This window comes from Pseudomonas sp. KH_027, assembly GCF_057838565.1.
The window spans coordinates 1,967,047-1,988,705 of the sequence record NZ_CM174470.1 but is presented as its reverse complement, the minus strand read 5'-3'; the positions used below and the strand labels follow the sequence as shown (position 1 = coordinate 1,988,705).

At 57.0% G+C, this 21,659-nt stretch carries 18 protein-coding genes and 3 pseudogenes; 8 read left to right on the top strand and 13 right to left on the bottom strand.

Annotation, left to right across the window (positions count from 1 at the left end; translation table 11 throughout):
- Positions 1 to 90 precede the first annotated feature (90 nt).
- From AC3IYG_RS09420 to AC3IYG_RS09385, 8 genes and pseudogenes are all read right to left on the bottom strand, one after another.
- Positions 91 to 1,074 carry a Fic family protein gene (locus tag AC3IYG_RS09420; RefSeq protein WP_489313502.1) on the bottom strand — a complete coding sequence of 328 codons (984 nt, stop codon included), beginning with the start codon at positions 1,072 to 1,074 and terminating at the stop codon, positions 91 to 93.
- A complete protein-coding gene (locus tag AC3IYG_RS09415; RefSeq protein ID WP_489313501.1) occupies positions 1,071 to 2,384 on the bottom strand; it encodes an McrC family protein in 1,314 nt (437 codons plus the stop codon). The genes AC3IYG_RS09420 and AC3IYG_RS09415 overlap by 4 nt, the downstream gene beginning before the upstream one ends.
- Positions 2,381 to 5,083, bottom strand: a complete 2,703-nt coding sequence (locus tag AC3IYG_RS09410; protein WP_489313500.1) for an AAA family ATPase — start codon at positions 5,081 to 5,083, stop codon at positions 2,381 to 2,383. Before AC3IYG_RS09410 ends, AC3IYG_RS09415 begins: the two co-directional genes overlap by 4 nt.
- A complete protein-coding gene (locus AC3IYG_RS09405; protein WP_489313499.1) occupies positions 5,080 to 6,381 on the bottom strand; it encodes a restriction endonuclease subunit S in 1,302 nt (433 codons plus the stop codon). Before AC3IYG_RS09405 ends, AC3IYG_RS09410 begins: the two co-directional genes overlap by 4 nt.
- Positions 6,371 to 8,302 (bottom strand): class I SAM-dependent DNA methyltransferase, encoded by a 1,932-nt coding sequence (locus AC3IYG_RS09400; protein WP_489313498.1) that lies wholly within the window; start codon positions 8,300 to 8,302, stop codon positions 6,371 to 6,373. Before AC3IYG_RS09400 ends, AC3IYG_RS09405 begins: the two co-directional genes overlap by 11 nt.
- A 477-nt stretch (positions 8,303 to 8,779) precedes the next feature.
- Positions 8,780 to 9,205 carry a YybH family protein gene (locus AC3IYG_RS09395; protein ID WP_489313497.1) on the bottom strand — a complete coding sequence of 142 codons (426 nt, stop codon included), beginning with the start codon at positions 9,203 to 9,205 and terminating at the stop codon, positions 8,780 to 8,782.
- A 45-nt stretch (positions 9,206 to 9,250) separates the two neighbouring features.
- Positions 9,251 to 9,769: a hypothetical protein gene (locus AC3IYG_RS09390; RefSeq protein ID WP_489313496.1), complete on the bottom strand. Its 519-nt coding sequence runs from the start codon at positions 9,767 to 9,769 to the stop codon at positions 9,251 to 9,253.
- Positions 9,770 to 9,893: 124 nt separating this feature from the next.
- Positions 9,894 to 10,628, bottom strand: a pseudogene (locus AC3IYG_RS09385) (DUF4113 domain-containing protein); the annotation flags it as partial.
- 111 nt (positions 10,629 to 10,739) lie between these two features.
- Here AC3IYG_RS09385 and AC3IYG_RS09380 point away from each other — a divergent pair.
- The 3 genes from AC3IYG_RS09380 to AC3IYG_RS09370 all read left to right on the top strand — a co-directional run bounded on the left by AC3IYG_RS09380 (position 10,740) and on the right by AC3IYG_RS09370 (position 12,810).
- Positions 10,740 to 11,390: a hypothetical protein gene (locus AC3IYG_RS09380; RefSeq protein ID WP_489313495.1), complete on the top strand. Its 651-nt coding sequence runs from the start codon at positions 10,740 to 10,742 to the stop codon at positions 11,388 to 11,390.
- Positions 11,391 to 11,817: 427 nt separating this feature from the next.
- A complete protein-coding gene (locus AC3IYG_RS09375; RefSeq protein ID WP_489313494.1) occupies positions 11,818 to 12,231 on the top strand; it encodes a hypothetical protein in 414 nt (137 codons plus the stop codon).
- 12 nt (positions 12,232 to 12,243) lie between these two features.
- Positions 12,244 to 12,810 carry a GNAT family N-acetyltransferase gene (locus tag AC3IYG_RS09370; RefSeq protein ID WP_489313493.1) on the top strand — a complete coding sequence of 189 codons (567 nt, stop codon included), beginning with the start codon at positions 12,244 to 12,246 and terminating at the stop codon, positions 12,808 to 12,810.
- 91 nt (positions 12,811 to 12,901) lie between these two features.
- Here AC3IYG_RS09370 and AC3IYG_RS09365 read toward each other — a convergent pair.
- A pseudogene (locus tag AC3IYG_RS09365) lies at positions 12,902 to 13,219 on the bottom strand (methyl-accepting chemotaxis protein); the annotation flags it as partial.
- Between the two features lie 171 nt (positions 13,220 to 13,390).
- Positions 13,391 to 13,726, bottom strand: a pseudogene (locus tag AC3IYG_RS09360) (DUF4113 domain-containing protein); the annotation flags it as partial.
- Positions 13,727 to 14,069: 343 nt separating this feature from the next.
- On the opposite strand from AC3IYG_RS09360, the gene AC3IYG_RS09355 reads away from it, so the two are divergent.
- The 3 genes from AC3IYG_RS09355 (at position 14,070) to AC3IYG_RS09345 (ending at position 16,390) form a co-directional block, all read left to right on the top strand.
- Positions 14,070 to 15,200: an ImmA/IrrE family metallo-endopeptidase gene (locus tag AC3IYG_RS09355; protein ID WP_489313492.1), complete on the top strand. Its 1,131-nt coding sequence runs from the start codon at positions 14,070 to 14,072 to the stop codon at positions 15,198 to 15,200.
- On the top strand, positions 15,197 to 15,694 hold the full coding sequence (locus AC3IYG_RS09350; RefSeq protein ID WP_489313491.1) for a DUF4411 family protein: 498 nt from the start codon (positions 15,197 to 15,199) through the stop codon (positions 15,692 to 15,694). The genes AC3IYG_RS09355 and AC3IYG_RS09350 overlap by 4 nt, the downstream gene beginning before the upstream one ends.
- A 267-nt stretch (positions 15,695 to 15,961) precedes the next feature.
- A complete protein-coding gene (locus AC3IYG_RS09345; RefSeq protein WP_489313490.1) occupies positions 15,962 to 16,390 on the top strand; it encodes a hypothetical protein in 429 nt (142 codons plus the stop codon).
- A gap of 528 nt (positions 16,391 to 16,918) precedes the next feature.
- Here the strand turns inward: AC3IYG_RS09345 and AC3IYG_RS09340 are convergent.
- On the bottom strand, positions 16,919 to 18,868 hold the full coding sequence (locus AC3IYG_RS09340) for a helicase (protein WP_489313489.1): 1,950 nt from the start codon (positions 18,866 to 18,868) through the stop codon (positions 16,919 to 16,921).
- A 384-nt stretch (positions 18,869 to 19,252) separates the two neighbouring features.
- Here AC3IYG_RS09340 and AC3IYG_RS09335 point away from each other — a divergent pair, with 384 nt between their 5' ends.
- Entirely contained in the window at positions 19,253 to 19,483 is a 231-nt protein-coding gene (locus AC3IYG_RS09335; RefSeq protein ID WP_489313488.1) for a hypothetical protein, read from the top strand.
- 15 nt (positions 19,484 to 19,498) lie between these two features.
- Positions 19,499 to 19,723: a hypothetical protein gene (locus AC3IYG_RS09330; protein ID WP_489313487.1), complete on the top strand. Its 225-nt coding sequence runs from the start codon at positions 19,499 to 19,501 to the stop codon at positions 19,721 to 19,723.
- A gap of 805 nt (positions 19,724 to 20,528) precedes the next feature.
- Here AC3IYG_RS09330 and AC3IYG_RS09325 read toward each other — a convergent pair.
- Positions 20,529 to 20,747, bottom strand: a complete 219-nt coding sequence (locus AC3IYG_RS09325) for a helix-turn-helix domain-containing protein (protein WP_489313486.1) — start codon at positions 20,745 to 20,747, stop codon at positions 20,529 to 20,531.
- A gap of 15 nt (positions 20,748 to 20,762) precedes the next feature.
- The gene (locus tag AC3IYG_RS09320; protein WP_489313485.1) at positions 20,763 to 21,332 is read right to left on the bottom strand and encodes a recombinase family protein; all 570 of its coding nucleotides are present in this window, start codon (positions 21,330 to 21,332) and stop codon (positions 20,763 to 20,765) included.
- Between the last annotated feature and the right edge of the window lie 327 nt (positions 21,333 to 21,659).

Sequence of the window (21,659 nt, the reverse complement as noted above, 5' to 3'; positions counted from 1 at the left end):
ACTCGTTCCTTGATCCATTCAATGACGGGTAGCGCTGCGCTCACCTCGCCCTAACCAAACTTGCCAGTTGCTGCATCTAAAGCAGCAACCTCACTCGAACACCTGCCAATGCCCGCCCTTGTTAGGCCCAACACGCTCAAGGCGCCCGGCAGCTTTAAGCTTGGCCAACTGTTTTTCCACCGCTCGTTGGGAAAGGCCTAACTGCTCGGCAGCTTGCTTGCCGGTCAGTTGCGGCTTTGCTTTGAGCAGGCGCAAAAGCGGCATTTCTTCCGAACTATATTCCGAACTTTGTTCCGTACTGCCAAGGGCATTAACCGACTCAGCTTCAACAAGCGCCTGCTTCAGTGCCTGCAACATAAACTCGACAAAGGGCGTCGCCTCAGCCAGTTGATCGGCGGCCGACAAGGCGCCGTAATAGGCCTCCTGCTGCTCGCGAATCACTGTTTCCACCGGCAGGTAAGCCAGCACCGGCCGCCATTGGCTGAGAATCAGCGTTTGCCACAAACGCCCCATGCGCCCGTTACCGTCGGCAAAGGGGTGGATAAACTCAAACTCGTAATGGAACACACAACTGGCAATCAACGGATGCCACTCACTCTCGCCCAGCCAGTTCACAAGGTCTTGCACCAAGGCTGCAACCCGGCTGGCCGGTGGTGCCATGTGCAGCAAGCGCTCCTCGCGATAGATACCGACGCCGCCCTGACGATAATGCCCGGCATCGTCGATCAAGCCCTGCATCAACAGCCCGTGGGCGGCGAGCAGATCCGCCTGACTGTCCGGCCGCCAGCCGGTCATGGCGTCATAGGCAGCAAAGGCATTGCGCACTTCCTGAATCTCGCGCGGCAGCCCCAGCACCCGTTTGCCATCCAGCACCGCCGTCACCTGCTCCACGCTCAGCGTGTTGTTCTCGATGGCCAGCGACGCCTGGATAGTACGGATTCGGTTGCCACGGCGCAGTTGCGGCGTCAGCGCGCCATCGCGTTGTGCCGTCAGTAACCCCACCTGCTCACTGATCTCAGCGACCAGCGCCAGCATGTGCGGTGTCACGCTCAACGGCGGCTGATACTCACTCATGCGCTCATGTCCAGCGAGGGTTGAAGATGGCTATCCAGTCGCAAAGGAATCCCAGCGGAGCCCGCATCAACTAAGCGGTCGTTATCCAGATCAAAGGGCAGCGCCCACAGGTTCATGCCATTCCCGTAATCAAAAACTGGCAGTGCTGTTGTCAGCCCTGACCAATACGGATAAATCAGCACCAGCTTAGGCACACCTTTGTCGCCGCGATACTTATGGCCATAGGCAAACAACTGATAGAAATCGCTCTGACTGAGGTCGTAATTCTTGTCCGGCTTACTGGCCTCAATCCGCTTCCACTTGGTATCCAGAATCCAGCGCTGCCCAGGCGTATCGATCAGCAAATCCGGCTTCAGGCAAAACATCTGATCGCCGTCATGCTCGCACAGATATTTGCTGGCAGACTGCGGCTTTAACCTTGCAGCAGGCTGTAACTGCTGTCGCAGCCAACCTTCCACATACTTCTCGAACAGTTTTTCCATGGGGAACAATAAGCTCATCCCCCGCCATTCACCGCTCACGGCAATCGGCATCTGCTGATTGAGGATCAGCTCGCACCAGGGTTTGATCGCCTGGTAGTGCGCCATCAGCCGGTCGCTGCTCCAGGCGCGGAAGTCCTGGTTCACTTGGCGGCTGGCCGGCACCTCGGCCAGCATGGTGCGTAGCTCATTGCCCAGGCGCCAGTTGGCGGCATCCTGAGTGGTCTTGGCAACCTGCTCTAGCGCCAGCTTGAGCAGGCGGTTTTCGGCGCGATCCGGCAGGAATACATCATGGCGAATCTGAAAATGATGCTGCCGTCCAGGCGGCTGGCGCATTTGCGCCACCACATTGAGCTGCCCACGCAAAAAACGCTGCTCTTCTTCGATTCGCTGATAGTCGAAGCGGATGCCGCGTTTGACCAGGTGATCCAACTCATTGAGGAACTGCCCCATCACCCACTCAGTCAGTGGCGCATCGAACAGTTCCAATCCAGCCACCGAGACCTGGCGCGGCTTGAGCGACAATGCTGCTTGGATCAACTTGCGCAGCAGAGCCCGACTCTTAACCTTGCAGCCGTCCTGCTCGAAGTGTTTGGGCAAGATTTCCAGGCGCGTACCACAGGGGGTTTCTACCACCCCCACATAGCTGTCCCATTTAAGGGAACGCCGACCTTCAACTTGCAAGAGGGTTGCCCCCCTACATTTGAAGCTGGCACTCAGATCGCACAACCAGTCGAACGCACTTGCCGACACCTGTGCCTTATCCAGTGAGGGCACCACCGCCTCAGTAGTGAGGTGGGCATACTCGCGGATGGTGATCAGCGACTTCACGCCGGCTCAACTAGCAGTCGTGTGATCAATTGGCGCCCTAAGGCACGGGTATTCAGCGCGTTACCCTGTGCGTTGCGTGGACTCATTCCCAGTACCCCCGCGACTGTCCGCAGCAGCGGCTTGCTTGGCACCTGCCGTACCCCGGCTCGCCATATCTCGACAGTGCCACTGACTAGCTCACGCAGCGTCAGCTCACCATGAACCGCCTCACGTTTGACCGCCGCCATGCTGCTCGTCTGCTGATGGTCGATCACCCCCAGATAAGCCTCTAGACGATCAAATGCCTCCTCGCTCACATGCCAGGTCTGGCCACTCGGCCCAATATTCACCTCGGCTCCGAACAGCGTCTGCAGATTGTTCGACTGCTGACATAGAAAACGGTCAACATCCGCCTTGCGGTGGTCATTGAGCACCCACTGTATGCGCTGCCAATCCTCGAAAAAATACTCCTGCAACAGAGGCAGCACCTGGTTACGGAAGATCAGCGCCAACCGCTCCAGCGTCGGCGTTTCCTTGAGCGGCATGAAGTAGGCATGCCCCAGACAATGCTCGCGATTTAGCAGCACCTCGATGCGCTGGTTCATCACTCGCAACAGCTGGCCCACATCGATAGCATCCTCAACCGTCACACCGTCCAGCAAGTCAGGACGTGGTGGCATTTCGTGGAATGTAAAACGTCGTCGCAAGGCAATATCCAACCCCGCCAGAGAACGGTCAGCAGTGTTCATGGTGCCGAGCAGATACACATTGTCCGGCACGCTGAAAGGCTTCTTCGAATACGGCAGCTTCAGGCTCAGTGCCTCGGCGGCACCCTCGCGCTTGGAGGGCTCGATCAGGGTGATCAACTCGCCGAAGATGCGCGAAACGTTGCCACGGTTGATCTCATCAATGATCAGTACATAGGGCTTGCGCTCGGCAGAAGGCGCAACTGCGGGCTCGACCGGCTGAGCACCCTGCTGCTGCAAATAAGCCAGCAGATCCGCCCACGAGAAGCGCTTCATGGCATAGACCGTCTTCAGGGTGAACTGCCGGTTATCGTTCAGCGGCAGAATCGACAGGTCGATGTCCCGGTATAGCCAGCGCACAGGGCGCACATGCTGGTAATCCCCAATGACGCCGAAGGGCACCTTTTCCTCGTAGCGATAATCGCCGGTCACCACGCCAACGGCACCAAACAGGTCGGCGGACTGTATGCACAGCAGAATATCGCCCACCGTCACCTGCTCGGCGAAATAGCTCAGCGTGCCTTTATCTCCAGAACCGAGTGCCTCGTAGTAGCTGTTCTGCTCAGACGACTCGCGCAAGTCTCCTGTTTCCCCCCAGCCGACTCGCGCCTCACCATGTTCCAGGCAATAGCTCTTGGTCGAAGACGAGCCCGTACCGTTGATGGAAATTTTCCAGATGCGTGGGTTAGCGCGAATACCACTTTCAACCTGCGCGCCGCTCGTTCGCGCATCATCGCAGAGTTGCTTGAACATTCCAGGCTCCACGCGGTACTCAATCTGCCCGCTCTCGCCATCGCTGTCGGCGCGTAAACCCTCGACGAAGTCCTCATAGCTGAAGCTTTGATGGAAGGTGGCAAAACGCACGCGATCTTCCTTTACCAGCTCGTCATAGCGGTCCTTGAGTCGCCTGCGCGTAACTGTGTCTTCACCTGGGCAATCAGCCAGCAGTTTAGGATCTAGAATGGCCAACGCATGGTTGATGGTGGAGTAGGTTTTGCCAGTGCCGGGTGGCCCGAACAGGATCTGGTTGAGTGCAATAGACGCCGTTGTCATGCCCTGATCATCTTCATCTTCATCCTCGTCTTCACTGGCAACTTGCGCGATCGAAGCCAGCCTATCCAACTCCGCGGCGAACTCCAGCAGGTCCCGGCTTTCGCGTTTCGCCATCAGCAGCTGTTGCAACTGCAGGACAGAACCCAGGGGCTGACCGGAAACTCGCTTCAACTGTTTCTGCGTATAGAACGGTAGAACCAGAGGCTGCTCTCGATCCTGATACAAGAACGCCACTTTCCAGACCAGCGCCCCCGGGGCGTTCTTGAGCTGCGCCATAAGACTCAAGTCGCCGCACTGAACCGCGTCCGCTGCAACGAGCAACTCAGCCTTGAGCGTCTCAAAGGCTTCATCGGCACTGTTACCTAGGATGGAATACCAGATATAGCGGCCATCGGTTTTCGTATCAGGGCCTGGCTCAGCCTTGGCGTTACGCCCACGCGGGCGCACCCCTGAACTCAAAGCCCCCTCTTTGAAGCCCCCAAGCTTTGTCGTGTGGTCACGCATCCAGCTGAAAAAACTGTCATCCCCCTCCGCCCCGTAATACTGCGCCAGCGTCAGTTCACTCAGCTTCGAAACCGGCCAACGTGCCAGGAATCGATCCCACTGCTTGCGACCTTCTATCGGGTCAATACTTGAACTGCCGGCCTGCCCTTGTTGCGCCTGCCGCTGGTACTCCAGCCACTGCCTGAGCCCGCTGTGCACATTGCCGCTATTGCTGGTCCCGACCTCGGCGTGTTCGCCCTTCGCCCCGTACAGCCGATAGAGCCGCTCCAACTCATCGAGATCTGTGATCTCGAATACCTCACGGCCGCAGTGCTTCGAAACGATGTTCACCCCGGTGAAGTAGTTGCTGGCGGTGTTTTTGGACTTGCCCGCAGCGATCATCCAGTCCTTGAACAATTGGCTGACTTTCTCACTCACAGGGCTTTCTCCAGCAGGGATTCGGTTTCCGGCAGGCGCAGCTGGCCGGAGATTAGGCGGGGTAATAAGGTGTCGCGCAGTTGGGTGAGGGTTTGGGCTTGCTGCAAGTTTTCTTTCATCCGGCGCATTACGGGGCTCAAAACTGCTTCAAATGCGTGGATAACATTCGCATCAGGATAAATGACAGAAACGCCTTTCATTGTCTCTGTCGTGATGGTGTCAAACACCGAGCCGTGACTGCGCTGCTTAAGTGATTCGACCAAACGATACGTGCTGAAATAGGTGAAATAGGCGTCATCTGCTTTGCCTTGTAGGCCATAGCAGGACTGATTCATCGCCATTTCTTTGCCGACCAAAGCCAAGCGCCCTACTGTGCCGCGCGCGGAAATAATCGTTGTCCCCTCGGGCAACAATTTGGTCGATGAGTTGTTTAGCCCCGCCGAGGAAATATGCTTGGCTGTGTCGATAACAAAAGCATCAGTAATGGCTGGGGCATCAACGACCGAAAACCATGGAATATCACCATCCCAGTATTCGGGCACCGATGTCTTTGGGGTGCCGCCACCAATAACTTTTACCGTTTCGGTGAACGCAAGCCTGTTCCACCCCTTCGGCACCAACCCCAGTTCGGACTCTTCGAAGCTGTCGGGGAACAGGGCGGCGGTGGTGGCGTCCATGGCTTGCGGCTCAAGCCCTTCGGCCTTGGCGCGCACGGGGTCGAAGTCGACGAACCAGGATTTGAACAGCGCCTGGGCGATGGCTTCCAGGGTGGCGTTGGTTTCGCGTAGCAGGGTGATGCGGTCGTCGAGGGTTTTGAGGATTCGCGCTGCAGTTATCTGCTGATCAACCGGAGGCAAAGAAAGCGACACTTTGCGCAACTCACTCTGTTTAATACCGAGCACAGTCGTACCTGTTGCTCGAGCCTTCAACTGTTCCAGCATCTCCTCAGTTTGCAACAGGTACAGGAGGTAAGTGTTATCGAGCACTCCCTCTTTACCTCGCAAAGTAACTACACGCTGGGCCAAAGCAATTTTCTCAGGACCAAGCTGCGCGACTTCCCCGAGAGGCGCCTCAACGGTTAGGACGACATCTCCCTCTTTAGGAATCCCACGGCGCATCCAAGATGCATAGTTATCCGCGGCTATGAACTCCGTTGGTTTTTCGATCCGCCCACCCTTGATGATTTTCGCGGTAATCAGTGGGATCCCCGAATCGGTTTTTTCAGGTGTTTTGCCTCGATAGTCGATAAGGGCATCTAAGCAGCGTTCAAGAGGCGCAAAAGTCCAATCAGAACTCATACCCTAGCCCTCCCAGCTTCTGCCGGATCAGCTGATCGAGCTCTGCGCCCTTAGCCATCTGTTCACCGAGCAGAGCGGTGAGTTTCTGCATCTTGTCGGCAAAGGCTTCGTCGTCGTCCTCGACCTCTTCGGCACCGACATAGCGGCCCGGGGTCAGCACATGGCCGTGCTCGGCGATTTCGCTGAGTTTGACGCTGCGGCAGAAGCCGGCGATGTCGGCGTACTCGGCAATCTCACCGCCCACATCCAATGGCTCGCCGCGCCAGTTGGCCACGGTCTGGGCAATGCGTTCGATGTCGCTGTCGAGCAGTTCGATCTGCACGCGGCTGACGTTGGTGCCGAGTTTGCGCGCGTCGATAAACAGCACTTCACCGGGGCGGGCGACTTTCTGTTTGGCCAAGAACCACAGGCAGGCAGGAATCTGGGTATTGAAGAACAGCTGGCCGGGCAGAGCTACCATCACCTCCACCACATCGGCCTCGACCATGGCACGGCGGATATCGCCTTCGCTGTTCTGGCTGGAGCTCATCGAACCATTGGCCAGCACGATGCCGGCGCGGCCGCTGGGTTTCAGGTGATAAAGCATGTGTTGCAGCCAGGCGTAGTTGGCGTTGCCCTGCGGCGGGTTACCGTAAACCCAGCGCGGGTCGCCCTCCAGGCTGCCGTGCCACCAGTCGCTGATATTGAATGGCGGGTTGGCCAGCACAAAATCAGCCCGCAGGTCTGAATGCTGGTTGCGGATAAAGGTATCGGCCGGCTCTTTGCCTAGATTGAAGTCGATGCCACGAATCGCCAGGTTCATCGCTGCCAGACGCCAGGTAGTCGGGTTGGCCTCCTGGCCATAGATGGACACGTCACCCAGCTTGCCGCCGTGGGCCTCGATGAATTTTTCAGACTGCACAAACATCCCACCCGAGCCGCAGCACGGGTCGTAGACCTTGCCGTGGTGCGGGTTAAGCACCGCCACCAGGGTCTTAACGATGCTGGCTGGGGTATAGAACTGTCCGCCCCTGCGCCCTTCGGCACTGGCAAACTGGCCGAGAAAGTATTCGTAGACCTGGCCTAGCAAATCGCGAGCCTTGCTGATGTCCTCACCAAAACCAATGGTGGAGATCAAATCGACCAGTTCGCCGAGCTTGCCGTCCGGCAACTGGGCGCGGGCGAAACGCTTGTCGAGAATGTTCTTCAGCTTTGGGTTTTCCGCCTCGATAGCAGCCAGGGCATCGTCGATGCGCTTGCCGATATCCACCTGTTTGGCGGCAGCGCGCAACGATTCCCAACGGGCCACAGCCGGCACCCAGAACACGTTGACCTCGCGGTAATAGTCGCGGTCCTCGAGTTCGGCGTTGAGCGCCTCAGGGTCGTCATCACCCAGGTAGTAGTCGTCGTTTTCGTCGGTGAGCTTGCGCTCCAGCTCGGCGCGGCGACCGGCGAAGCTGTCGGAAATGTACTTGAGGAAGATCAGCCCGAGCACGATGTGCTTGTACTCGGCGGCGTCCATGTTGGCGCGCATTTTATCGGCGGTGGCCCAGAGGGTTTTCTCCAGGTCTTGTAGGGTGCTGCTGGCCTGTTGCTTGGCTGGGCTGCGCACGGCGGCAGCGGCCTCGGTCAGATAAGAGCCCGACACCTCGGCGACTGCCGGTTGCTCGAAACGCTCACGGGCTTTATTTAGGGTTTGCTCCGCCAGGCTGAGGCTTGCGCCCTCGCCTGCCTGCACCCGCTTGACCGCACCACCGCGCCCGCGGCCCTTGGCCAGTTCGCCTTCCTCTATCAATCCGTCACGCACGACCCAGAAGGCGTCCTCGGCCAGCTGCGGAAACTGCCCACGCAAGCGCTCCAGCAGGGATTGGTTGCCGATGGTAGCGCCATCTCCCGGCACGGCGGCGAGCAAAGCTGCGCGCAGGCTGTTGAGGTCCGTCATGTACTGCTCCAACACAAGGGCGCAGCCAAAAGGCTGTGCCAAAACAAATTCGGGGGTGGTATTTAACCCTGACAAAGGCTCTCTGGACACAACGAACTCCAGTTCATTACAAGCCTGCCTGGGTAGCTGGAGTGGCCTTGAAGCGGACGATTCGCATCGCCACGAAACGCATCGAAGTGCCATCCTAGGGTTGCCAAGTCATACCTTGAGTGCGATGTCGGTCACAGTATCCATGCCAGTGGCATGGGTAAAGGCTTGTCTCGCGCGGCCAGGTAATTCTTTGTAAACCTGACCAAGTTCTAATCATCCCAGCGGCTTGAATCGTCCTTGGTTTCGTAGACACATCTGAATGCCCGCTTCACACCAGCCGCTTCGTGTGCAGATTTAGGTGATGTCCGACACCTAAGCATGGTTCGCTGCGACAGGTTCAGGTTGGGCGTCATCTGCAATGACGCTGGCCTTTTCTCGCGATATGTTTCAGCCCATGTCATAGACGGTAGAGGGATGTTCATGAACGATGCGGTATCCGTCACTTCGTCTTTCCCACACTTCACTGATCCTTGCATCGATCGACATCTTGCGGCCATCTGCAAATGCGTATTGCAGGCGAAATGGATAGCAGGTGACCACAATATGTCCGGCAGCCATCTCTCTCGCCACGACGTCGCCCATCCGTTCGACCGCAATTTGCTCAAGCCCCGGATAGATCTCACTTCGAAGTTGTGTGAAGCCTAGAAAGCCGTTTAGGGGTGGGAGTGTGTCGTAGATGATCACATCGTTGTCTGGTGCGTAAAGATTCGCCAGGTAGTCGTAATCGGGCGAACCTCGGTTGCTGGACCAGGCTTGACAGAAAGCGTCCGCCACGGCAGTCCATTCGATGGGGAAAATTTGGTTCGGTGTCATATTCGGCTGCTCCTGTAAGGTTGGCTGTCGATGCAATCGTCCCCATCACTCGGCCGCTGTCATGAGTTCGGCCATGTCCGCCACCTGCTCAGGCGTCAGCGTCGGCCAATAGCGAGCGCAGATGTGTCGGCAGATACCCTGGTACAACTCGCGGAATGCACCCTCGTCCATCTCGTCGAAAGCGATGCTCTGGGCCACGCTGACATCCAGCGTCCCGAAGCCCGGTAGATCGATGGACTGCACCTCGCAGCAGATCCCGCTCTCGCGCTGCAGGGGCTTGATAGCGTCGTGGGCAGATAGTCCCTGGAAGTCCTCGATCTGCTCGGCGACCAGCTTCCCGAGGGCATGCACAAGCCGGTGGAACTTGGCATTGCGCGGCAGCGTCAGCACTGCACGCACGTCGTCGCCGGTACGCAGACCGAGCTCGCGCATCAGGTAGCTGTCAATCCCGCTTGCCGGCACAAGGGCGCGAACCTCCTCACCGGTTTCCGGATCCACCAGCTTCCGGACCTTCATGTAGATCGGCCGGTCGGTGCGCTTGGCACTCTTCTTCGGCTCAGCCATTGGCCACCTCCAGCATCGCTACCTCCGCTTTCTTGGGGATGCCCTTCCAAGAATAGGCGCGGTTGAAGCACGGAGGATCCATGCGGATATGCCGCGCTGGGGGTTGAACGGCTGCATATCCGGATTATCGGCACGACACGTTCCACAACTGATCCAGTCGGGTCGTGTAGCTCGGACTCTTCATCTCCCGCCGCATTCCCCAATCTGAGGCCGTCGGCACGCTCGCCGGGTGCAGGGTCCCCCTCCCCCATCTCGCATTGATCGCATCCAGAACCTTCATCACCTTCTCTGCGGCCACCGGCTGAGTGGTGGCGAACAAATCGTCAGTGAACTCGCCGCGTTGGCGGAGATCGAGCAGCAGCAGCACCTCAGCCTTGCTTAAGGCGAACCCCGGACGGTAGATCAGCTCCAGCCCCTCGCCGGCGGCCTTGGTGATCAGACGGGTGTCGTCGGTGGGATATGGCAGCTCACAGAGGATGCCCTTGGCGAACTTCGGCTCTTCCGGGTTGAACATGCCCGTGCGGATGCTGACCCGCACCCGTTTGCACAACGACCGCTGGGCTCGGAGCTTCTTGCAGGCGCGGGCAGTGTAGCTAGCCACAGCTTCGCGGATCGGCGCCAGGTCATGCAGGCGCTTGCCGAACATGCGGCCACAGCAGATCTCCTGCTTTGGCACCGCGGCCTCCTCCAAGTCCAGGCAGGGTGTGCCGCGCAGCTCACGTGCGGTCTTCTCGATCACCACGCTGAACTGCTTGCGCAGGGTCCAGGCATCGGCCTGGGCGAACTGCCAGGCTGTACGGATGCCTAGCCCAGCTAGGTGCTCAGTCATGCGCCGGCCGATGCCCCAGACCTCGCTCACGTGCAAGGAGAGTCCATTACAGCACTCAACACCGTTCGCTTCGCTCACTGGGCTCGCAAAAGCTACGCTTTTGCTCGCCTGTTAGCTTAATCGTTAGGAGCTCACCACCGCATGTCGCATCCACTGGACTTCCAGTCGCTCCCAATCATAAATCATGGCCGCGTTTTCATGCAGCTTGATCATGATGTCGCCTCCGGAATGGAGCCACTTCGCAGGCTAAAGCAGCGAGCGGACAATGCCATCCGATTTGCCTACTGGTCAACCGGAACGTCAGAGACTCTCGGATGCCCTGAAACGGAGTTGCAGCAACTCCGCGAGGGCTGCTTCCGGGCCGCACTCACCGAGTTCGCTTCCATGGAAGAAGTACAAACGCTCGACTATGAGGAACTCGGTATCGTCAGAAAGCCGTTGAAGCTCATCCACACTTCGAGCCCGTTACTTCATTTGTTCAGGGAGTTAAGGAACCTAGAAGTTCACTTGCGCCATAGCGAACTTCGAAGTGTTCGGAAAGATGTCTTTTGGGGTCACGTAGAGCACTCTGACGAGGCGACCAAATTCACTATCTCAATCTGGCTACTCGACGGCGTTACCCCTCAATCTTTCTCTCTGTTGAGGAACGCGAAGCGGTACACGCTCGATCAAATCGAAGCAATGACATCCTGGCTCAACACGACACAGCAAGAATGGGGGGTTCACGAGCTCTTTCTACTGGCCGTTGAAGAATACTGCAAGCAACTCAAAGTTAGAGCCCTATCACCGTGAGCTCTAACCCTTCAATCGAGAGGACGTGCTCCCGCAAGCCGGGTCACGCCTCTCATCTCAAACGTTGAGGCTGTAGAAAAACCTACTACCACCCGACTGTCAGGCTGATAACCTGCACTGCATCAAGTCGCATGGAGGCGCGTGTCGATGCCGCGATTCAAACCTGTCCACAAGGGCCTGAAGTTACTGCCGGTAGACTTCGACAAGCAGTTGCTGCCAGGCAGTTTTGAGCATGCCTTGTGCTAACTGGTGGATCACGAACTGGATCTCTCGGCCTTCCACGCCCGCTACAAGTAGAGTAGGGGACACCCATTAGCCGCAAAGTGGCGTTCAGGCCGGCTGGCAGCTGATTGAGCGGGAGGCGATTGAGGCTGGAGTGACTGTCAAGGCCTTTGTGCTAGAGTGGCACTATTAGTGAGGCATATCCATGATCCAGAAAGACAAGCCAAAACCCCCAGCTGCGGAAGGTCAGTTGGTCTTTCGTGAGACACGCTCTGGGCGCTGGCTGACATTGACTCTCGCTGACGTGGCTGGCGTCGCCGACGGCTGGACTAAAGTCGCCAAACCGGCTGCAGCCAAAGCGGCGCGCCCTGGTGGCCGCGGCAAGTTCCTCGTCTATCGCGAAATGCCTCACACGTTCGCGGCAGTCGAGCAGGAGATCCGCAAGCTTAAGACGCAGATTGAAGAGCTGACGGTTCGCACGCAAGAGAAAGAGGTGCTCCTGGTCAACGTAGTCGACCTGGAAGGTCTCACTGTGCTTGACGCCAAGACCGCATACGATTTGCTCGACAACCCGCCTCAGCCGAACGAGAAGCTCCAATCCCTCCTAGCCTTGCAATAAGGCGCCGGGGACATGGACTTCATCTCCGTCCCGTTCGACCGTGCTGTAGACCGCAAGGCGTTTGACTGCAAAACCCAACCAGCCTTGAACCAATACATAGCTGAGCAAGCTGGCCAGGACGAAAAACGTCACTTGTCGCGCACCTTCATGCTGCTCGATGCCGGCCAGCTGATCGGCTATTACACGCTCGCAAACGCCGCGCTGGCGATCTCCGATCTCGATGAAGCCATGGTGAAGAGGATGCCGCGGTATCCGATGCCGGCGATCATGCTCAGCCGGCTTGCCGTTGACCACCGTCACCAGGGCAATGGAACAGGCAAGCGTTTGATACTGGACTTCTTCCGGCGCGCCTACCTGATCTCGAAGCACTCGGGCGTAGCTTTCATCATCGTCGACGCGAAAGACGATATCGCTGCCGGATACTACCGGAGCCTGGGCTTTTCACCAACTCCAGCATCCTCGCTTCGGCTGGTACTGCCGACCGCGACCCTGTTCCAGGCCTTCGCCACAGAGGAAGCCAGGATCAAGGCTGAAGCCGGAGATGGGCAAGCTCAGCTCCATCCCGAGGTTAGGAATTGATTGAAGGAAGGCGGAGCGATGGCGAAGTATACATCTGCGGAAATTCGGGCAAGAGTTCGCGCTGATTAAGGCTCTCAAAAAGATCAGGCCGCAGTTCGCGAAGCTTGGTCTGCTCGGCCACTGGCTTGATCACGTCCAGCACGCTGCCGATCTTGTCGCTCTCCTGCTTCAGGCACTCCATGGCCTCCCCGGAACGCAAGACTTCCTCGGCCATCCGCTCGATCTGGGTGGCCGCCTGGCTTACCACGCCTTTGCCCTGGCGGGCCTCGGAGTCCGCCGCTTCAGCCGCCTGCGAGGCGGTGACCGCGTTGCGCGCCACTTCCTGCACCGTGGCGGCCATCTCATGTATCGCCGTGGCGACCTTGTCGGTCACCAGCTTCTGGCTGTTGACCCCGGCGCTGGTCTGCAGGGATAAGCACTGCATAGCGCAAGCAGCTCACACAGATCAGCAAGCTTTAGCGCTCACCATCGATCTCGCCTTCCACCTTTCCGGAAACGGATGGGAAATCGCTCACCTGGCAGCGGGTAATCCCCCTGAAAACCATGCCCAACTCAATGGAAAAAACTTCGACATTAGACGCTAGCAAGCTAACACTTGCCACAGCTCCCTTAGATCGGTTGTATAAGACTGGCTCATCATCTCCCACCGCATCCCCCAATCCGGCGTCGCGGGCACACCGGCCGGCCGAACCGTTCCCCTGCCCCACTTGGCATTGATCGCATCCATCACGCCCATCACCCGCTCAGCCGCCGCCGGCTGCGTCACGGCGAACAGGTCGTCGGTGAACTCGCCGCGCGGGCGTAGATCGAGCAGGAGGATCTCTGCTTTGCTGAAGGAAAAACCGGGCCGATAGAGCAGTTCCAGCCCTTCGGCCGCGGCCTTGGTAATCAGCCGGGTATCGTCGGTCGGGTATGGGTTGCAAAGCCTAGGCTAGACAACAGGTCACCACATGTCGCCTAAAGGCCTCACAAAGATGAAACGGGCCAACTGGCATTGGGCCAAACAAGCACCTACACAATTGACGCCATCGTCGCCCCCACCCTATAGTCATCTGAAGAACGGCAGCCCAATGCATGACGCAAGCGGAATACGTCCCGCCTCATTGAGCAGCTTCGCGGCCAAGGAGAAAGGCGATGCTTAACGGTGCGAGCGCCCTCAAGCGCAGCAAATCCTGTTCAAATGCGGTCAAGAAGCAGACGCGCATCCCGAACACCACAGCATCGAAGCCATCTGAACCAGACTTGCCGCACGCATTCCTATGAGCCAAGCAGCCTTCGTCAACCCCGCCATCCTTTCCTGGTCCCGCCAGCGCGCGGGCCTGTCCGCCGAGCAGGTAGCCAAAAAGCTGCCTGTAAAACCAGACCGGGTCAAAGAATGGGAAGCCGGCGAAAGCAAACCCACTTTCAAGCAGGCACAAACCTGGGCCAACATCGCGCATGTACCGTTCGGGTTTCTGTTTCTCAAGGAACCGCCGAGTGAACGTCTGCCGCTGCCCGATCTGCGCACCGTGGGCGGTGTGGCGCCGGAGCAGCCCAGCATCAATCTGCTGGATACCGTGAAAGATGTGCTGCGCAAACAGGATTGGTACCTGGAGTATTTGCAGGACCACGAGCGTAAACCACTTCCCTTCGTCGGCCGCTTCACCAACCGCGCCACGGTCAAGGAGGTAGCTACCGACATCCGCCGCACCCTCGGCGTAGATGCAGAAGCGGCGCGACTGACTTACGACGATTACATCCGCACGCTGATCATCGCGGCCGAAGCTGTTGGCATCCTCATCATGCGCAGCGGAGTTGCCCTGGGCAACACCCACCGCAAGCTGGAGGTCAGCGAGTTCCGCGGCTTCGCCATCAGTAACACCCTTGCCCCGGTGGTGTTCATCAACAGCGCCGACGCCCCCTCCGCCCGCTTGTTCACCCTCATGCACGAATTAGCGCACATCTGGATCGGCAGCAGCGGCATCTCCGACGGTGGTAACGGCAGACAAGAGGAAGTCTACTGCAATGCCGTGGCCGGCGAATTCTTGGCACCGGAAGACGCATTCCGCGCCGCATGGAATAGCGATATAGGCTGGCATGCCAACCTGGCGCCGCTTGCAAGCCGCTTCCACGTCAGCGCACTGGTAATCGGCCGGCGCGCACGTGACCTGGGCTACGTGAGCAGCGAACAGTACAGCGCCTACTACCGACAGATACTCAAAGCCTTCCAGGATAAAGATGGCGGTGGCGGCGACTACTACCGCACAGCAACAGCCAAGAACAGTGCTCGCTTCAGCAGAGCCGTACTGGCAGAAACAATGAGCGGCCGGATGCTGCTGCGCGATGCAGGCAGATTGCTCGGTGTGCAACCTGCCAACCTAAGGACCTACGCCAGTAAGCTCACGGAATGAAGCATCTACTAGACGCCAACACCCTCATCGAAGCCAAGAACCGCTACTACGGCATGTCCATCTGCCCGGCCTACTGGTCTTGGCTGCTCATCCAGAACCAGGCGCTCGAACTGGCCAGTATCGTTCCCGTCAGGGACGAGCTGACCAAGGGCAACGACGAACTGGCCGAATGGACAAAAGACAACGCCGGGTTGTTTCACGACGTCAGCGATGACGATACCCAGGCTGCGTTTGGCCAGGTAGCAGCGGCTATTGCGGAGCAGTCCGGCAGGATGAAGGCAGGCGCGCTGGACGAATTCCTTGCCGGCGCGGATCCCTGGCTGATTGCTAAGGCTATGACCACTGGCGCGGTGGTCGTTACACATGAAGTTTTCAACGCAGAAACCAAGCGCAAATTCATCATCCCGAACGTGTGCGCATTGTTCGGCGTGCCGTACATGAACACTTTCGAACTGCTGAATAAGCTTGAGGCGCGATTCGTCCTGCCTGGCTGAGAGCTGGGTTTCGCCTTACGCTCAGCGCCTACTATTCCGAAACCTGCCGCGGGGGACTTCAATGATTGGGTGCAGGATATCTCCATGGACTCTGGACGATGAGCTTCCCGGTACTTAACCGGTAAGGACAGAGAGAATAAAAAGCATCTGGGATTATTGTGTAAATGAAACGTTGGGAGACGAATACTTATTGGGATTCAATGCCTCTGACACGCACTTACCGTATCCGAGTGCAAACGAAGCGCCTGGCAGCTTAGGAAAAAACCGATGAATACAGAAGTACCAGACACTTCAGACCTTTTTGAGGTGGATAAGCGGCTCACACTAAAGCCCGTCATTGATTTCAACGACTTTCTACGCATGGCCTTCGGCGACGGGAACTGCCGATGTGTGCGCTGTATAAAATCCAATGGCCATGAGACTGGATATGAGCATCAACACACCTTTAATCTTGAAGGCGTGGTGGTCAATCGCCGGTTTGCCCAAACCACTGCTAGTGACGTGCTGCAAGTCATGAAGAAAGCTTGGTCCTCGTACTTCAAATCAGAAATGAGTGTAACTCGCACTCTTGAATTATCGAGTATTCAAGAGTTTGTAGAGCCCATGCTGCAAAATCGGCTTCGTTCGCTGGTTCTGGCCAGTGGCCTTGCGACAGAGATCGATGGTCAATTGGAGTTTAAGGTGGTTTTGGAGTAGCTGTCGAAATTCAATTGCGCGGACTCGACTTGTGCTACCGCTCCTGAAGTTGGGTCCACCGACGCCATCATGTCGAACATGAAGCGCATTTCCCTCTGGTCCAGCATTTGAGCCCAGGGAACTTTCCGCCCTTGTCCTTCACGAGCTGCTGGAACTCCGCAACTACCGGGCTGTGGGTATACGACGTCAAGACTTGGCCACCTGACTTCTTGTTGGCCATTCGCGGGCACCTCGGCTCGCCGTTCCAGCGGCACACATCAGGGTTGGCTGTTCGATTGGGTGGAGCGGTCGAAGCCTACAGATGCTGCAGCCGCAGGAAGGTGGCCAGTGGGGTGAATGTGCTGAATGGGATGGCTTTTGCGGCTGGGAGTGTGGAGTGGGAACTTTTCATTTGTGATGGAGTTGGTGAAGACAAACCCTAGCAGCGAGCTTTCGGAGAGTCTTAAAAATCAGAGACGATTCACTTTCCGTAACCTCTAGGTTCGCGGGCCATATTGCCTTCCTTGGTTTGTCTGACACTTTTTGAGGTTACTTCTTCACCTTGGCCGCCTGGTCATCCACCCAGTCGCGGATGTGGCCGGGCACGATGAGTTTGTAGCGGGCGCGTGAGCTGCCGGTATAGAGCCCCGCGAATGTTTTGGCCGCCCCGTCAATATCGCCCGCCTGAAAAGGTGAGAGTAAATCCCGCCCTAACATGACCCGGTTCATTTCCAGGCTGCGTGCATCGCTCACACGGCCCAGGAGGATTTTGGCGTGCCCTGAGCGATCCAGCTTATCCATTGAGCGCTCGAAGTCATTCGAGCTGTAGCCGCGCTCCAGCATCCCGTGAATGGTTTTGAACGAGTAATTGTCGGCATAAACGGCTGCTAAACCCTCCCAGGTGCTGTACCGGAATAGCAGAGAGTGCTTGGGTGGTGAGCCGTAGTGATAAAGCTCGATGCAGTCGCTGACGAAGCGCCGGAAGTTTCGTTCGGCGTCATTCATCATGCAAAAGCTGGCGCCGGTATTGGCAAGACGCTGGAACCACTCGAATAACCCCCATTCCCCTTTGACCAGAATGGTCGTGCCGTCCTCGGGCATTTCTGAGCGGTCATAGTATTCAATTATCGTCTTCTTATTGCGGGCACCCACCAGCGGGCCTAACTCAGCGCGCGGGTGAGCTGCAATTAGCGGATTCAAGATAGCTTCTATCTGCCGGCCGGAGCGCACCGACTGGGAGATTTCACGCTGGCGGACATGCATGCCCCGGCGAGCCGGCAGACCGTCCAGGCGCTGGCAGGTGTCACCAAGGGTGCAGGTGGCCTGAGGGCAACGATCAAGGAACTGCACCATGGGTGCAGACAAGTCATGGGCCTCATCAATCAAGATGTGGCGATAAGTGCCGAGACCGAGCGAGATATTGGTGTCGAGCGCCAGCAACTTTACCAAGTGGTAAACGCGAATCGGCAGGCGTGTTTTGTGGCCCTCGAACAGAAGGGTAGGCTGCGTGATTTCCTGCCAGATCAAATTGGCATAGCCGAGCAAGGCCGCCCGGTCAGCATCGCTCAGGATTACGTCTATAGACGGCAGGTTGTCGGCAGAAATTTCGCAGTTGCGTGAGTAGCAGAAACTTTTGACGGTACGACCGCAGATATGAGCTACTCGCTGGGGCGAGAGACGGCCAACAGGCTGGAGACCCAGGACTCGGACAACATTCGCGTCCGACATCTGATAAGACAGCTGGGCGCGTTGGATGTCCGGCTTGCGATAAATGGTGGGCGGCGTGAAGAGCAGTTCATTGGCAAGGCCGCCAAAGGTCTTGCCGACGAACTTCTTGCTACCCAGGCGAACAATCAATGCATTTAGCTGCTGGCGCGTCTGAGCCAGTAGTAAGGTCTGTTCGGGCTTCAGGTATTCCAGAAGAGTGCTAACCATCGACGTTTTGCCGACACCGGCCAGCCCCTGCAGGTGCAAGTGCTCGTCCAGCTCGCTGCGCAGTGTCTTGAAGATGCGGTACTGCGGCGTAGTCAGAAAGATCGTCTCGCCCGACGCAGTAGCAACCGCCTCTTTTAGCGGATTGAGCGTAGCAGCATGTTCAATGCGGAAGGTGAAGTCCCAGGTGCCGTCAGGCTTCAGGTATTTGCGTTCGGCAACCTCATCCGCTTCCAGCAAGTTGAACTTCAGGTCGTCGAGTAGGGCGAGGCCTGCCTTGAAAGCAGACGGCGAGAAGCGCTCTGCAACCGCCTGAATGAAGGTGTCGGCACCAGACTCAGTATCTAAGTCCAGCCCGGTGCTAAGCGATTTGGCCAGCACAACCTCGACCTCGGGCGCCTTACGGCCAGCACGCACCAGGGCTGGCAGATTCTGAATTAGTAGTATGGCTGCCAGCTCCGGCAGCGACAGGCTGGCTAAATCTAGCTCGCCCTGCGCCAGCTGCTGTGCTGCTTCTGGGCTGAGCGGGAGGAAGTGATTGTCGTAGCTGATGATGGATGCTGGCATGTGGGTGGCTTCAATTGATTCAGTCGTAACCTAGTGCGGAGGATACGTGCTCGCCAACCTTTGTAGTGAGAACGATCTTCCGAGCGGGCACTAGGTGCTGCCTGTAAAGTTCGACTCGAGCGTTGAGTCCATTTCTCAGTGGTCGGAAAACGCTCATGCTGGGTAGTTTCAGCGATTTCCCCGGCTGTTTTTCTATCGCCAAGGACTCAGCGGCTTTTCAGACAAGCCTTAGAGCAATTTAACTGGCTACTGATGTGAAACACTGAAATCATCAAAAAGTTATAAGGAGCAACTGTGCCTGGTGAACCAGCAACCGCGTATGCGGCTGACAGGCCTTGGCAACTTCAACTGAGTTCAAGGGAAAGAGCGAGCTAAGAGGTGGGTATGAACCGAGATGAGGCAAAAGAGACCATCACCGAGATTGGCGCCCTGGTGGCCGAGCTGGCCGAAATCCTGGACTCCCAGGACGATGACGCGGCTCTGGCATTCCTGGAGGCCTGCCAGGACGCGCAGGACAGGCTGTCCCGCCTGCTGCACGGCGTTATGGCTCCGATACTGCTGAACCGAGGGAGCAACAGCGCTGCGCCCGTGGCCGTTACTGCGTACAACGAATAGAAAGGGAGTTCCGTCATGGCTAAACGGAAAAAACCGTTTGACCCTAAAAAGGCGCTGGTTAAGTCCGGGTTATATGCAGTGAGAGCTACGAAAAAACGTTTCACCGCTGGGCCAAACGCTGCGGTGCTGAGCAGGGCCGCAGGAATCGAAATCGAAACTGCAAAACGTATGGCCGAGATTGAAGCCTATGCGAAAGAGCATGGGATAACCGTAGCGAAAGCCATGATTCATTTCATGTAGGAAACCAGGATGAAGGATACCGACATCAACTCACGGATCACCGCCGATCAGGTTGTCGAGCGTATTGCCTGAGGCATTTCAAAGTATGTGAAGCAAGCTGACGCTATAGGGTTGACGATCTTTGGCGGTAGTGGATTTTGGACGCTGCGCATTCGCGATGTCGGTTTCACACGTCGACGTGAGTAGCCGATCAACCCACACCGCAATGGCAACTAGTGCGCGGAAAACGAAGCAACAAATTATCGGTATCGACTACGCGACCGGATACTGAGTTTTGAAGTTCTACGCTTTCGTACTGACTATTTATCGAATACCGGAACGGTTATTTGCTTGCTATTTATTCGTTTACTCAAACGAGTAGCTAGAGTAGCGCTGATAGTAATACCTTTTTCCAAAAACGATAATCAACAAGAATTCTCAAGACATTGATTAGATTGAGAATTATAGAAAATCCTCAAGTAACCTTGCGGGAACTTTTCTTGACAAACAAGTCACTAAGTCAAACAAAAACACTTAGGGATTTAACGCCAGAGAGATTTCAATGGGATAAATTCTCATTCGAAAATTGCGCTTTTTTTCAGCCTCTTTTTTTCATATAAATAAATAATAAATAATATATATATATATATATATATATATAAGAAAGAGTACGCTAAAAGTAACGGGCAAGGTTCTGCCCTGCGGGAGCAGCTGAGCCCTTCCTGTCGGTTCCATACGGGTAGCCGGCGGCCTTCGGCCAGCTCTTCAGCTGGCGGTTGTTTCGTTCGTACTTCAGCCCTAGCTTACGGCTAGGGCTTCGTCGCGTTCAAAGCTCACCTACAAGGGCGAGGAGCGTCTGCACCCTCTGCACGGTGGACTTGGCGCAGCCGCACACCGTTGCTATTTTTCTGATCGGCATGCCCACATCGAGGCACAACTTGATCCGAGCGTGCAGGCCGGCGTCAATCGGGCGACCCTTGTACTTGCCTTCGGCCTTTGCCCTCTTGATCCCTTGCAGCCTTCGCAGCTGGCCCTCTTCGGTCATGTGTTGCACCCTGTGCTAGTTGCCAGTGTCGGCTATCCGGCAGGCTGCCAGTTCGCGGTAGACGGTGGCCTGGCCGACGCCTACCTGCTGGGCAATCTCGGCCTTAGTCATGCCATCGCCCGCCAGGCGCAGAATGGCCGCGCGCTTTTCCTCGTGGATCGGCTTGCGCCCTTTGTACTTGCCGGCCTTCTGCGCTTTGTCGATCCCCTCGCGCTGTCGTTCCAACATCATCTCCCGCTCAAACTGGGCAATCCCTCCCAACACGGTCAGGATCAGCTTGCCGGTGGGCGTGCTGGTGTCCAGCCCCAGATTGAGGATCTTGACCTCAACCTTCTTCAGCTCCAGCCGGCGCAGGGTCTGCAGCAGGTCAGTGATCGAGCGGGCCAGCCGGTCGAGCTTAGTGACCACGAAGGTATCCCCCACGCGGGCAAACTCAATGGCCGCCTCCAGCTGGGCACGCTGGGCCACGGACGACACCTGCTCTTTAAATACCTTTTCACAGCCGCACCGCTCCAGCTCGCGCAGCTGGGCCGCAAAGCCGGCCTCTTGCTCGATGGTTGAGGTACGGGCATAACCTATATCCATGGGTTTTCTCCCATATATGTTTAAGACCCTGTGATAGCGCATCTCCCAAAAAGGAAACCCCACTTATATGGGAGGTTTAGGCCGGGTTTCGCCTGCTATCACACGGGCCGGCCCTATTGGGAGATTGCCTAACACTTTGTGACCATTGGCCGCTTACCCCGGGAATACCGGCAAATCACACATACAGACAGCTAGGTAGACTTATATATGTATCCATAACGGCACACCATATTAATCGACGAGTCCACTAGATGGTTTTGCGATAGGGCCTAGATCGAACCAACCAAACCCCACCCACAACTTTTTACGAGAACACTTCTAAACCAG